At 65.7% G+C, this 13,118-nt stretch carries 14 protein-coding genes; 7 read left to right on the top strand and 7 right to left on the bottom strand.

Annotated elements, in window-relative coordinates:
- On the bottom strand, window positions 1–345 hold the full coding sequence (locus tag ACKTEK_RS04345) for an ArsR/SmtB family transcription factor (protein ID WP_409164017.1): 345 nt from the start codon (window positions 343–345) through the stop codon (window positions 1–3).
- Between the two features lie 161 nt (window positions 346–506).
- Here ACKTEK_RS04345 and ACKTEK_RS04340 point away from each other — a divergent pair, with 161 nt between their 5' ends.
- Window positions 507–1,844, top strand: coding sequence for an aspartate aminotransferase family protein (locus ACKTEK_RS04340; protein WP_409164016.1), 1,338 nt, complete (start codon window positions 507–509; stop codon window positions 1,842–1,844).
- Between the two features lie 21 nt (window positions 1,845–1,865).
- Here the strand turns inward: ACKTEK_RS04340 and ACKTEK_RS04335 are convergent, their stop codons facing one another.
- Together ACKTEK_RS04335 and ACKTEK_RS04330 are read right to left on the bottom strand one after the other, a co-directional pair.
- Complete coding sequence (locus ACKTEK_RS04335) at window positions 1,866–2,558, bottom strand: GntR family transcriptional regulator (RefSeq protein WP_409164015.1); 693 nt, start codon at window positions 2,556–2,558, stop codon at window positions 1,866–1,868.
- Between the two features lie 80 nt (window positions 2,559–2,638).
- A complete protein-coding gene (locus ACKTEK_RS04330; protein ID WP_409164014.1) occupies window positions 2,639–3,745 on the bottom strand; it encodes an isocitrate/isopropylmalate dehydrogenase family protein in 1,107 nt (368 codons plus the stop codon).
- 169 nt (window positions 3,746–3,914) lie between these two features.
- On the opposite strand from ACKTEK_RS04330, the gene otnK reads away from it, so the two are divergent.
- The 6 genes from otnK to ACKTEK_RS04300 all read left to right on the top strand — a co-directional run bounded on the left by otnK (window position 3,915) and on the right by ACKTEK_RS04300 (window position 9,556).
- Window positions 3,915–5,186: a 3-oxo-tetronate kinase gene (gene otnK, locus ACKTEK_RS04325; protein WP_409164013.1), complete on the top strand. Its 1,272-nt coding sequence runs from the start codon at window positions 3,915–3,917 to the stop codon at window positions 5,184–5,186.
- Window positions 5,183–5,845, top strand: coding sequence for a 3-oxo-tetronate 4-phosphate decarboxylase (otnC, locus tag ACKTEK_RS04320; RefSeq protein WP_409164012.1), 663 nt, complete (start codon window positions 5,183–5,185; stop codon window positions 5,843–5,845). The genes otnK and otnC overlap by 4 nt, the downstream gene beginning before the upstream one ends.
- A 99-nt stretch (window positions 5,846–5,944) precedes the next feature.
- On the top strand, window positions 5,945–6,688 hold the full coding sequence (locus tag ACKTEK_RS04315; RefSeq protein WP_409164011.1) for an SDR family oxidoreductase: 744 nt from the start codon (window positions 5,945–5,947) through the stop codon (window positions 6,686–6,688).
- On the top strand, window positions 6,689–7,627 hold the full coding sequence (locus tag ACKTEK_RS04310; protein WP_409164010.1) for a DMT family transporter: 939 nt from the start codon (window positions 6,689–6,691) through the stop codon (window positions 7,625–7,627).
- A gap of 32 nt (window positions 7,628–7,659) precedes the next feature.
- The gene (locus ACKTEK_RS04305) at window positions 7,660–8,622 is read left to right on the top strand and encodes a 2-hydroxyacid dehydrogenase (RefSeq protein WP_409164009.1); all 963 of its coding nucleotides are present in this window, start codon (window positions 7,660–7,662) and stop codon (window positions 8,620–8,622) included.
- A gap of 154 nt (window positions 8,623–8,776) precedes the next feature.
- Window positions 8,777–9,556 carry an AprI/Inh family metalloprotease inhibitor gene (locus ACKTEK_RS04300; RefSeq protein ID WP_409164008.1) on the top strand — a complete coding sequence of 260 codons (780 nt, stop codon included), beginning with the start codon at window positions 8,777–8,779 and terminating at the stop codon, window positions 9,554–9,556.
- A gap of 2 nt (window positions 9,557–9,558) precedes the next feature.
- Here the strand turns inward: ACKTEK_RS04300 and denD are convergent, their stop codons facing one another.
- From denD to ACKTEK_RS04280, 4 genes are all read right to left on the bottom strand, one after another.
- Window positions 9,559–10,536, bottom strand: coding sequence for a D-erythronate dehydrogenase (denD, locus tag ACKTEK_RS04295; RefSeq protein WP_409164007.1), 978 nt, complete (start codon window positions 10,534–10,536; stop codon window positions 9,559–9,561).
- 84 nt (window positions 10,537–10,620) lie between these two features.
- Window positions 10,621–11,364, bottom strand: coding sequence for an SDR family oxidoreductase (locus ACKTEK_RS04290; RefSeq protein ID WP_409164006.1), 744 nt, complete (start codon window positions 11,362–11,364; stop codon window positions 10,621–10,623).
- Window positions 11,365–11,382: 18 nt separating this feature from the next.
- Window positions 11,383–12,081 carry a GNAT family N-acetyltransferase gene (locus ACKTEK_RS04285; RefSeq protein WP_409164005.1) on the bottom strand — a complete coding sequence of 233 codons (699 nt, stop codon included), beginning with the start codon at window positions 12,079–12,081 and terminating at the stop codon, window positions 11,383–11,385.
- Window positions 12,078–12,938, bottom strand: a complete 861-nt coding sequence (locus ACKTEK_RS04280) for an isocitrate lyase/phosphoenolpyruvate mutase family protein (RefSeq protein WP_409164004.1) — start codon at window positions 12,936–12,938, stop codon at window positions 12,078–12,080. The genes ACKTEK_RS04285 and ACKTEK_RS04280 overlap by 4 nt, the downstream gene beginning before the upstream one ends.
- Window positions 12,939–13,118: the final 180 nt, after the last annotated feature.

Below are 13,118 nucleotides of genomic sequence, written 5' to 3'. Positions count from 1 at the left end.
TCAGCACCCCCGCGTTTGAAGTGTGTCCGTCACGCTGCCGAGGCCGCCGCAGATTTCCGGCTGGCCGTTGCAGCAATCCTGGGTGAGAAATTCGAGCACCGCACGCATGTGGTCGAAGCTCACGGTGTAGATGATGCGCCGCCCGTCGCGCCGCGTGGACAGCAGGTCAGCCCGCTCAAGCCCCGCCAGATGGAAGGACATGCGCGTCGGCGCGATGTCGAGCGCCTCGGCAATCTCGCCCGATGCCATGCCGTCCGGCCCGGCCTTCACCAGCAGGCGGAAGGCGCGCAGACGGTCCTCGTGTGCGAGCGCGGAGAGCGCGGAAACGGCTTCTGTATCGATCATGCAACCTTACAAACATATTTGTAGTATCTGTTCAAGGGGTGGCCGGTATGTCGCGGTGGAATTTCATCGCAAAGGCTGCTGTTCGGCGCTAGGCTTCGCCCCAAGCCGCCCAGCCCGACAGCGGGCCGGGACAGACATCTCGCAAGACTGGATGGCCGCCCATGAACACGCTCGCCGCGCCGCTGCAGAAATTCTCCACCAACTCGCTCGAACAGCACTGGATGCCGTTTACCGGCAACCGTGACTTCAAGGCCAAGCCGCGCATCGTGGTGAAGAGCGAGGGCATGTACCTGTGGGACCAGAACGGCGGGAAGATCATCGACGGGTCCTCGGGCCTGTTCAACGTGGCCGCCGGCCATGGCCGCACGGAGATCGCCGAGGCCGTCCACGCGCAGTTGATGCAGAACGATTATTCGCCGGGCTTCCAGATGGGTCATCCCGGCTCGTTCGCGCTGGCCGCCAAGCTTGCCAACATCCTGCCCGAGCCGATGAACCATGTGTTCTTCACCAACTCGGGGTCTGAATCGATCGACACGGCGCTGAAGATCGCCATGGCCTATCACCGCGCGCGCGGTGATGCTCAACGCATCCGCTTCGTGTCGCGCGAGCGGGCCTATCACGGCGTCAACATGGGCGGCGTGTCGCTGGCCGGCATGGTCAAGAACCGCGAGACCTTCCCCGTCACGATGCCGAACTGCGTCGCCATGCGGCACACGTGGAGTGATGAATGCACGTTCGAGCGCGGCCAGCCGTCCAAGGGCGCGGAGCTTGCCGACGACCTGCAGCGCTTCTGCGACATGTATGGCGGCTCGACGATTGCCGCCGTCTTCGTGGAGCCGGTGGCAGGCTCCACCGGCACGCTGGTGCCGCCGAAGGGCTACCTGGAACGTCTGCGCCAGATCTGCGATGCCAACGGCATCCTGCTGGTGTTCGATGAAGTCATTACCGGGTTCGGCCGCCTTGGCGCGCCGTTTGCCGCCGATGCCTTCAACGTTCAGCCCGACATCATCACCATGGCCAAGGCGCTGACCAATGGCGCGATCCCGATGGGCGCGGTCGCGGTGAAGGACGAAATCTACGAGACGGTGACCGATGCCGCGCCGGACAACGCCATCGAGTTCTTCCACGGCTACACGTATTCCGGCCACCCGGTGGCCTGCGCGGCGGGCCTTGCCACGCTCGACCTCTACGAGCGCGAAGGACTGTTCGAGCGCGCCGCCTCCTTGAGCGACTACTTCCTCGACGCGATCTGGTCGCTGAAGGACCTCGATCTCGTGAAGGACCTGCGCGGCTACGGGCTGATGGCGGGCGTGGAACTGCACCCGGAAGCCGGAAAGCCGGGCCTTCGCGGGCAGGAAATGCAGAAGCAGCTTTTCTGGAACGGCTGCCACGTGAAGTTCACCGGCGACAGCGGCATCGTCGCGCCGGCCTTCGTGGCGGAGAAGGAAGACATCGACCTGATCGTCGACATCCTGCGCAAGACCATCGAGGCGATCTGATCCACCAATTGGGCTAGACCGTCAGATCGAGGTCATTCCCCGGCTGCGCAGCAGGTCGACCAGCAGCCCGCTCGTGCGCCGCAAATGCGCCTCGTGCAGGCTGCGCGCCCGCTCGGGGTCGCGGGCAATGATGGCTGCAAGAATGCCGTGATGCTCCTGGTTGGACTGTTGCGGCTTCTCGCGCATCACCGTCGTTGCCCTGCGGCCGCGATGAAGCTGGACCTGCAAGGTGTCGAGGATCGTTGCCAGCCGCCGGTTGCGCGAGGCCTTCACCAACCCGCCGTGGAATGCGTCGTCGGCTTCGCTCCATGTGCGCGTGTCACCGGCTGACAGCGCCTGGTCCATCAGCGCCTGCGCCTCTTCCAGGCAGGTGCGTTCCTCCGGTTCCAGTCCGCGCGTGGCCGCAAGCTCCACGGCGGCAGCCTCCAGCGGCAGGCGGACGGCGTAGATCTCTTCCAGATCATCCACGGTGATGCCGAGCACTTCCATGCCGCGGCGCGGGCGCACCTCGATCAGCCCCTCGTCGGCGAGGCGGATCATCGCTTCGCGCACGGGTGTGCGGCTCATGTCGAGAAGTACGGCGACGTCGTTTTCCAGCATCCGCACGCCAGGCGCCAGTTCGCCGTACATGATGCGGCGCTTGAGCTCGTGATAGGCGCGTTCCTGACGCTGCCCGGCGTCGGGATTGGCTGGCCTGTTAGCTGTGCTGTCCATCTGGTTCATTTTTGTTGGCCTGGTTGAGGCGGTCGGACCTATATGGCTGCCACTGCAACCTGTCGCAACCAGAGCGCGTGCTAAGCAGCTTTTCTCGCCTGAATGGCTTCGAGCACTTCGGACGCGATGCGGCCCGTTCCCGCATCACCCCCCATCTCGAACGGGCGGAGCGCCCCGGAACCGAACGCTGCATCAATGCCGCGCCGAACCAACGCGCCCGCCTCGCTTGCCGACGCCTCCCCGTGCCGCTCGCCGAGCCACTCCAGCATCATAGCGCCAGACAGCATCATGGCGACGGGATTGGCCCTTCCGAGGCCGCGAATGTCCGGTGCGGTTCCGTGGCATGGCTGGAACACGGCGTAGTTGTCGCCAATGTCGGCAGACGGTGCACAGCCAAGCCCGCCCATCAGCGCGGCACCAAGGTCCGACAGGATATCACCATACATGTTCTCGGTGATCATCACGTCGAAGTTCCACGGGTTCTTGACGAGATTGAGGGCGGCGGCATCGACGTACATGCGCTCCGACACGATATCGCGCCGCTCGGCAGCATGGTCGTTGAAGACCGAGCGCATGAAGGCCATCGAGGTGAAGATGTTGGCCTTGTCGATGAGGGTCAGCTTGCCGGGATGGCCCTGCGCCTTGCGGCGGGCCGCAAGGTCCAGCCCGAAGCGCGTCAGGCGGCGGGTGCCGGCGCGCGATATGACCATGGTGTCATGGGCTTCCGTCGCATCTGCGGTGATGACGCCCCTGCCCCGCGCAGCAAAAAGCCCCTCCGTCGATTCGCGCACCAGCACGAAGTCGATATCCAGCGCGCGCGGGTCCGACAGCGGCGTGCCCAGCCCGGCGATCGGCTTGACCGGGCGCACGCTCGCGTAGAGTTCCAGTTCGAAGCGCAGGTCGATCTGCGGCGCGATCTCGGTGCCGTCGGGATAGCGCACGGCCGGGTCGCCCATCGCGCCGAGGAGGATGGCATCGGCCGCCTTGGCGGCGGCGAGCGCCGTATCAGGCAGCGCAATACCGGTGCGGGCATAGCTGCCGGCGCCGCCCGGCAAGTGCTCGAGTTCCAGGGCAGGTGCACCGGCGGCAGCCACCGCTGCGCGAAGCACCTCGAGTGTCGGGGCCATGACCTCCGGCCCGATCCCGTCCCCATCGAAGACCGCAATCCTGAAACCGCCGCGTTTCATGACACCTCCGCTGTCTTTGGAGGGATTATGCCGCAAAAGCTGTTTAATGTATACGTTGGTGCGGGAAATTACCCGGCAGGCGGAAAATCCATTGTGTTCGGCGGTTTCGGGTCTATACGAAACAGGGGGCCGGCGATGAGCCGGGACAGGCAGACCGGGCGGGGACGGAATGCTTCTTGGGGCAATCGCAGACGATCTAACGGGCGCAACGGACCTTGCGCTGATGCTGTCGCGCGGCGGCATGCGCACCATCCAGGTGATCGGCGTGCCGCGCGCGGAGGATGTCCACGTCCTGAGCCAGCACGACGCGGTGGTCGTTGCGCTCAAGTCGCGCACCGCTCCGCCGCAGCAGGCCGTGACCCAGAGCCTTGCGAGCGCCGACGTGCTGCGCGAAGCCGGCGCGCACCAGCTATTCTTCAAGTACTGCTCGACCTTCGATTCCACCGACAACGGCAATATCGGCCCGGTGACGGAAGCGCTCCTTGCATTCCTGCAGACCTCGATGACGCTCGCCTGCCCCGCCTTCCCGGCGAACGGGCGGTCCGTCTACCAGGGGCATCTGTTCGTCGGCGACACGCCGCTTGCGGAAAGCCCGATGCGCAACCACCCGCTGACGCCGATGCGCGATTCAAACCTCGTGCGCGTGCTGCAACGCCAGAGCGAGGGCAGCGTCGGGCTGGTGTCATACACTTCGATCGATGCCGGACCGGTCGTCATTCGCAAGGCGCTGATGGAGGCCGCAGCAGCAGGCCACCTGCAGGTCATCGTCGATGCGCTCAGCGACCGACACCTGCTCGACATCGGACAGGCTGCCGACGGCATGCCGCTGATCACCGGCGGGTCCGGCGTGGCGATGGGGCTGCCGGCCAATTTCATCCGTGCGGGGCTGCTTCACCCGGCCAAGCCCTCGTCCAAGCTCGATGCGCCGCGCGGGCGCCGCGCCATCCTGTCTGGCAGCTGCTCGGAGGCAACGCGCGCGCAGATCGGCGCTGCGCTGGAAGCGGGCGTTCCCGCCCGCGAGATCGACGCCAATGCGCTGATCGCGGGGAACGTGCGCGCCGAGGACCTGCGCGACTGGGCGCTGAAGCAGGATTCCAACCGCCCGGTCCTGATCTATTCGAGCGCCAACCCGAAGATCATCGCCGAAGTGCAGGAACGTCATGGCCGCGCGGAAGCGGGGGAAGCCGTGGAAGCGCTGTTTGCCAAGCTCGGCGCCATGCTGGCCGATGCGGGCTTCACGCGGCTGCTGGTCGCCGGTGGCGAAACATCCGGCGCCGTGGTCCAGTCGCTCAATGTCCCCGGTCTCGCCATCGGGCCGGAGATCGATCCCGGTGTGCCGTGGACGCGCTCATCGGGCGGGCGGGACGTGGCGCTGGCGCTGAAATCAGGTAATTTCGGCGCGCGTGATTTCTTCCTCAAGGCGTGGGGTTTGCTGCAATGAGCCATGTTGTTCCCTCCCACGCACGCGAACTGAGCGAAGCGCGCGAGCGCATCTGCCAGACCGGGCTTTCCATCCATTCGCGCGGGCTGACATTCGGCGCGGCGGGCAACCTCTCGATCCGTCTCTCCGACGACCGCCTGCTGATGACGCCGACCGGCGTTTCGCTGGGTCGGCTCGACCCGGCATCACTGTCGCTGACAGATATACACGCGCGTCATATTTCCGGTGATCCGGCAACCAAGGAAGCCTTCCTGCATTCCACCATGTACGACACGCGCGATGACGCAGGTGCTGTCGTGCACCTGCACTCGACGCATTCGGTCGCGGTGTCCTGCATGAAGGACATCAACCATTCCGACGTGCTGCCGGCGCTGACGGCCTACTACATCATGCGGGTCGGAAAACTGCCGCTCGTCGACTACTATCCCCCCGGCGACAAGGCGCTCGCCAAAGCGGTGGAGAAGCTTGCCGGAAACCATCACGCGGTGCTGCTGGCCAATCACGGCCCCATCGTCGCCGGGCGCGACATCGATGCGGCACTTTTTGCGACCGAGGAACTTGAAGAAACCGCCAAGCTGTTCCTCATGCTCCAGGGGCTGCGCACCCGCCCGCTGACCGCCGACGAGGTTGCGGAACTGCGCGGCCGCTTTCCGAGCTGAAACAACCCAGGTCCCGCGTCTGGCGCTGATGCCCCGCGCGTTTGCCGCGCTGGCACTTCAGTCACACGCAGGCTAGTGAATTTCAAAGAGAGGACATGAATGCCGAACGCATATGATCTTCAGGGCCGCAAGGCCATCGTCACCGGCGGCGCACAGGGCATCGGCCGCGCCATCTGCGAGATGTTCATCGCCAGCGGGGCTGACGTGGCCATCTGGGACGTGGATGCAACGCTCGCCGAACAGACGGCGGGCGAGATCGGTGCGAGCGCCATCACCGTCGACGTGACCGACGAGGCTTCCGTCAACGAGGCGGTGCTGAAGACCCGCGAAGCACTCGGCGGCATCGACATCGTCGTCAACAATGCCGGCATCGCCGGGCTGAACACCGGCACCCACGACTACCCCGTGGAGGAGTGGAACCGAGTCCTGGCGACCAACCTCACCGGCACGTTCCTCGTCTGCCGAGCGGTCGCCCGCGTGATGCGTGAACGCGGCTATGGGCGGATCGTCAATATCGCCTCCATCGCGGGCAAGGAAGGCAACCCGAACGCGGTCGCCTATTCCGCCTCCAAGGCCGGCGTGATCGCGCTGACCAAGTCGCTCGGCAAGGAACTCGCCAGCTACGACATCGCGGTGAACTGCATCACACCGGCTGCGGCAAAGACCGCCATTTTCGACCAGATGACGCAGGAGCACATCGACTACATGCTGGCCAAGATCCCGCGCAATCGCTTCGTGAAGGTCGAGGAGATCGCCAACCTCGTCGCATTCCTCGCCTCCAGCGAGAACAGCTTCACGACCGGCGGCGTGTTCGACATTTCCGGCGGACGGGCGACCTACTAGATGGCCAGCGAACGCGCCTCCATCGAAGCCAGCACCGATGCGGAGCGCCGGGAGCGGCTGCGCGCCATCGGCATGATGATGGTGGCGCTGCTCTGCTTCGCCTGCCTCGATGCGACCGCGAAGTACCTGTCGGCCTATTTCGCCGCCGTGCAGATCATTTTCTGCCGCTACCTGAGCCACCTCGTGCTGGTGGTTGGCTCCACCCGTCCGAGCAATTACGCAGACCAGCTATGGCACACCAACCGGCGCGGGATGCAGTTCCTGCGCGCGCTGTTCATGCTGGGCGCGACGACATTCAACTTCATCGCCGTGCGGCACCTCCAGCTCTCGGAGACGATGTCGATCTTCTTCGCGACGCCCTTCGTCGTGGCGCTGCTCTCCGGACCGGTGCTCGGCGAGTGGGTCGGCCCGCGCCGGCTGGCGGCGATCTGCGTCGGCTTTCTGGGCGTGCTCATCGTCATGCGGCCCGGCCTTGGCGGCCTGCCCTGGCAGGTGGTCTACTCGGTTCTCGCGATGCTCAGTTACGCCTGCTACGGCATCACGACACGCATCCTCGCGCCGACGGAGAAATCCTCGACCGCTCAGTTCTACGCAGCACTCACCGGCACGCTCGCCTACCTTCCCTTCGTGTGGGGCTACTGGCAGCAGCCGGAGACATGGATGCTCGCCTTCCTGCTGGCGCTGCTCGGCGTCATCGGCTGGGCCGGACACCAGTTCATGATCACCGCGCACCGCTATGCGCCCGCCGCGATCCTCTCGCCGTTCATCTACACGGAGTTGATCTGGATGATCGGCCTCGGTTTCATTCTGTTCGGCGACGTGCCGACGGCGTGGACGCTGCTTGGCGCGTCCGTGGTGATCGCCAGCGGGCTCTACCTGCTGTGGCGCGAACGCAAGGTGAAGGGCGACGTGACCGTGAAACCGGTTCCGAAGTCCTGAGAAGGGCGCGACGCCCGAAGAAGGAGACGGGAATGGGAAGACCGCACCTGCTGATGCCCGGGCGCATGATGGCTCACGTCATCGAGCAGCTCGAAGAGGAATTCACGGTGCACCGGCTGTGGGAGGCCGATGACCGCGAGGCGCTTCTGGAGAAGGTCGCGCCCGATATCATGGCCATCGCGACCGGTGCCCACGCGCCCGTCGACGGGGCGATGATGTCTCGTTTCCCGAGCCTGCGGATCATATCGAGCTTCGGTGTCGGCTACGACACGGTGGACGCGGCATGGGCCGGCGAGCACGGCATCTACGTCACCAACACGCCGGACGTGCTGACCGAGGAAGTCGCCGACACGGCGATGGCGCTGCTGCTGATGGCGGCGCGCGAACTGGGCGCGGCCGAGCGGCACCTGCGCGCCGGCAAGTGGACCGAGCGCGCCTACCCGCTGACCACCACGACTCTGCGCGGGCGCAAGCTCGGCATCTTCGGGCTGGGGCGCATCGGCAAGGCCATCGCGCGGCGCGCGGAAGGCTTCGGGCTTCCCATCGCCTATCACAATCGCAGCCGCGCCACTGACGTCTCCTACGAGTATCACGACAGCCTGACGGGACTTGCCGAGGCCGTCGACACGCTCGTGGCCGTGGTGCCCGGCGGCGACAGCACCCACCACGCGGTCAATGCCGAGGTGCTGAAGGCACTGGGGCCGGACGGCATCGTGGTCAATATCGGGCGCGGCACGGTCATCGACGAACATGCGCTGATCGAGGCGCTCGAAAACGGAACGATCCGCTCCGCCGGGCTGGATGTCTTCGAGGAAGAGCCGAAGGTGCCGCAGGCGCTGATCAACATGGACCGGCTGGCGCTGCTGCCGCATGTCGGCTCGGCCTCGGAACACACCCGCAAGGCCATGGGCCAACTGGTGGTGGACAACCTGCGGAACTGGAAGCGCACCGGCATCCCGATCACGCCGGTTGCGGAAACGCCGATCCGCGGCTGACCTCCGGGTCGCATTTTAGTCAAGGTTATCGACCAAATGGAGGAGTGCGCGGCGAGCGATTTGGCCGCGACGGCGCGCTTCGCATATGTTTCAATGCGCGCGCCAAAGCGGACAGCAGATCCGCTGTCAAACAGACAAAGCCCACGGAGCGATCATGCGTGAGCCATTCAAGACCTGCGCCGCCCTCGTACTGGCAGCAGCCACCACCCTCACATTCGCGGGGCCAAGCCGCGCCGATGCAGCACGCTATACGCTGGCCGGTGCCGACGGCGTCGTGGTGTGCGCCCTGACACTGGAGCCGCCGGCAGCCGGTGCCCAGCCCGGCACCGACGCGGACGGAAACCCGGTTCCCGCGCCCGGCACCATCAACGCCGAAGCCGACTGCCAGTCGCGCTACACGAGCCTTGCTGAGCTGACCGGATGGGTCGGCGGCGTCGACCGCGCCCCGCTGCTGTTCCTCAACGGCGCTGGCGAGCAGGTCGTGGAATTCCAGGAGATCGGTGACGGCATTCGCGTCGGACGCTTCCCGCAGGGGGGCATCGCCTACCTGGCGCTCGATCCCGACAGCGAGGACATCTCCGCCACGGCACCGTCCACCGCTCCGGCAGAGGTCGTTGCGACCGGCACCGGTGGTCTCGGCATCGCGGGCACCTGGGTCTTCGCGCGCGACGCGGATGGCAGCGACCAGCTTTGCACGGTCCGCATGTCGGACGACACCGGGGACGCCGACCTCCCCGCGCTGGAAATGCAGGACGGCTGCATGGACAACATCACGGTTCTCGATCTCGCCGGATGGCAGATCGGCGAGCGCTACCTCAGCGTCCACGACTCCGCCGGCCAGCAGCGCCTAACCTTTTCACAACGTGAAGGTCCGGTCTGGATTCGCGATCCCGGCGGCTCGCGGCCGCTGTTCCTGATCCGCACCGGGAACTGAGGTCAGGCGACCTCGCCGCCCAGCTCATCCTCGATATGGGCGCGGATGACTGACTGGAAGTCCTTGTCGCCGACAAAGCCCAGCTCGCGCGCCCGCGCGGCATCGAACCGCGTCGGCCATCCGACCACGATCCCCTCGATGAACGGGTCGCGTTCCTCACGGATGCGCGCGGCGACCTTGTCGCCGGCCACGTCGCGCAGGGCGGCGATCATCTCCGCCACGCTCAGCCCCAGCCCCGGCATCGTCATGTTGCGGCGCGGGCCGATCTTCTCGCCGGGAACGCCAGCCGCATGGACGAGATAGCCGACGGCCGCGCGCGGACTGGCGACCCAGTGCACCACGTCCTCGGAGACCGGCAGGATTGCCTCCTGTCCGGCCAGCGGCTCGCGGATGATGCCTGAGAAGAAGCTCGACGCAGCCTTGTTGGGCTTGCCGGGCCGCACGGAGATCGTCGGCAGCCGGATGCCAATCCCGTCAAGGATGCCGCGCCGCGAGTAGTCCGCCAGCAGCATCTCGCCGCAGGCCTTCTGCACGCCGTAGGAGGTCAGCGGCGTGAGGTGAAACTCGTCGGGGATGACGCTTGGAAACGGCGCGCCGAAGACGGCGAGCGACGAGGTGAAGATGACGCGCGGGCGATAGTTCTCGATGCCACGGATCGCCTCGAACAGCTTGCGTGTCGCGTCGAGATTGACGCGGTAGCCCTTCTCGAAATCCGTTTCCGCCTCGCCGGAGACGATGGCCGCGAGGTGATAGATCACGTCCGGCTTCTTGGCGACGAGGCGCTCCACCGCACCAGGCTCGCAGATGTCGCCGGAGCGCGCATCGATCTCGATATCGGTCGTCTGCGGCATGGGCGGCTCGACCACGTCATGCAGCCAAAGCTTCTCGATTTTGCGCCCGGCGAGCGAGCCGTCCTCGACGAGACGATCCGTCAGCTTGCGGCCGATCATCCCGGCTGCACCGAATATCAGGACCTGCATGTCACTACCCCCGCACTGCGCCCTGCCCGCTTCTGAGCCAGGCTTTTCGGTCTTGCACTCATGACCCACTGTTTCCGAATTGGCTCAGAGCGTCCACCCGCCGTCGATCTTGAATTCCGCGCCGGTCACGAAGGCGGACTCGTCGCTGGCAAGGTAGACGGCCATCGCGGCCACTTCTTCGGCTTCAGCGATGCGGCCGGAGGGCTGGCGGGACAGGAACCATTCCAGCGCCTTTTCGTAGCCGCCCATCTCCTTGCCAAGTTTCTGCACGCGTGCGTCCCAGCTCGGTGAGCGCACCGTGCCGGGGCAGATCGCATTGCAGCGGATCTTGTCCTTGATGAAGTCGGCGGCGACCGCCTTCGTGAGGCCGATCACGGCGGCCTTCGTCGCGCCGTAGACATGCCGTTTCGGCGTGCCCTTCAGCGAGGATGCGCCCGACGACATGTTGACGATCGCCCCACCGCCGCGCGCCACCATGCCGGGCAGGAACGCGCGGATCATCCGGTGCATGGACTTCACGTTGAGGTCGAACGAGAAATCCCAGTCCTCGTCGCTGCACTCCAGCACCGAGCCGTGATGGACGAAGCCTGCGACGTTCACCAGCACGTCGATCCCGCCGACCTTTTCGGCAAAGGCATCCACCGCCTTGGTCTTCATGACGTCGAGCTTGCGGCGCTCGGCGCGCTTGATGCCGTCCAGCTTGGAGACGTCGAGATCGGTCGCCCAGACCGTTGCACCCTCGGCGACGAAGCTTTCCGCGATGGCGCGTCCGATCCCCTGCCCTGCCGCCGTGACGACCGCGACCTTGCCCTTGAGCCTTCCCGCCATGCGCATCTCCCCTCCCGCTTATTGTTGCTGCTGGTGCTGCTGGTGCAACCGCGTGCCGTCGGCACCGAGTTTGATTTTCTGGCGACCGGCTTCGTCGAAATTACCCGGCTCCAGCCAGCTTTCGAAGGCAGCCCTTATCGCCGGCCATTCATCGTCGGTGATGGAGAACCACGCCGTGTCGCGGTTGCGGCACTTCACGACGAGGTGCTTGCGGAAGATGCCCTCGAAGGTGAAGCCGTAGCGCTTCGCGGCAGCCTTCGAGCCGGCATTGGCATTGTCGCATTTCCACTCGTAGCGCCGATATCCCAACTCCTCGAAGGCGCGGCGCATCAGCAAGTATTGCGCCTCGGTCCCGGCGGGCGTCTTCTGCAGCGGCGGGCCGTAGTTGATGTGGCCGACCTCGATCACGCCGAATTCTGGCGTGATGCGCATGAGGCTCGCCACGCCGACCGCCTTGCCGGTGCGCGCGTCGATGATGGCATGAAACAGCGGGTCGTCGCCGAGATAGGTCGCTTGCGCGAAGGCGAAGAAATCATCCCGGCTTTCGAACGGGCCGTAGGGGAGATAGTCCCAGATGCGGCCCTCGGTGTCCTTGCCATAGGCGTGCCAGAGGTCGGCGAAATGGCCCGGCGTGACCTGTTCAAGGCGGCAATATCGCCCCTCCAGCGGTGTCCTTGGCGGGCGCGGGCGCGGCAGGTCGGGAATTGGTCGGGTCATTCGCTCGTGTCCTCGCTGTCGTCCTCGCGCGATGCGAGATAGATGTCGATCCGGTCGCCGGTCGCGTTCGTGCGGGTGAAGTCGAAGGTACCCTTGTTGACCAGTTCGTCGGCGGCACGCAGGAAGCCGCCGAGTGCGGCGCGCATCAATTGCGGACCGAGGCTGACGCGCTTCACGCCCATGGATTCAAGCTCAACAAGGCTGAGCGGAAATTTGCCGATGCCGCCGAGCACATTGACCGCAGCCCCGCCCTCGCGCACCAGCGTGGCGATCTCGTGCGCATCGGTGATGCCCGGCGCGTAGATCACGTCGGCACCGGCATTCACGTATTTCTGCAGGCGGTCGAGCACGAAGGGGAACGGGTTTTCCATCCCCGTGAGATACGCCTCGCAGCGCGCCGTCAGAACGAATGGCACGCCGGTCTCCTGGATCGCGGTGCGGGCAGCCGTGATGCGCTCCAGCGCGAGGCCCTCGTCGTAGAGGGGCTCGCGGCTGTCGCCGGTTGAGTCCTCGATGGAGCAACCGGCCAGCCCCGCGTCGATGGCATCCAGCACCGTCTCGCGCACGCTGCCGGGTTCATGGCCAAAGCCGTTCTCGAAGTCGCCGTTGACCGGCAACCCGGACGCATCGCGGATCAGTGCCGCATGGCCGATGGCGCTTTCGCGGCTGACCAGCATCTCCCCGTCGCGCACCCCTTGCGTGAAGGCCAGCGCCCAGCTTGCGCTCGCCAGCGCGCGAAACCCCATGGTTGTGAGGATGCGCGCGGTGCCGATGTCCCACGGGTTGGGCATTACGAACAGCCCGTCCTCAATGTGAAGCTTCATGAAGGCCTGGCAGGCGGCGCGATCAGCGGGCATGTGTTCTTCTCCGCAAGTGACTCAAGGCGTGTTCCCCGTTCGGGGCCATGTTTATACGCGATCGGCCTGTTGGAAAGCGTTCAAAAACCTCTAGCCGGACGCACATGACAGAAGAAGGCTTCTTGAGCAGAACATTGCCGCATGGGAAGCTGCCGCACGGCCAGACCGCCCACATCTGGA

The organism is Tepidamorphus sp. 3E244 (genome assembly GCF_046159835.1).
Classification (GTDB): domain Bacteria; phylum Pseudomonadota; class Alphaproteobacteria; order Rhizobiales; family Tepidamorphaceae; genus JACKJK01.
This window is presented reverse-complemented; position numbering and strand designations above follow the sequence as displayed.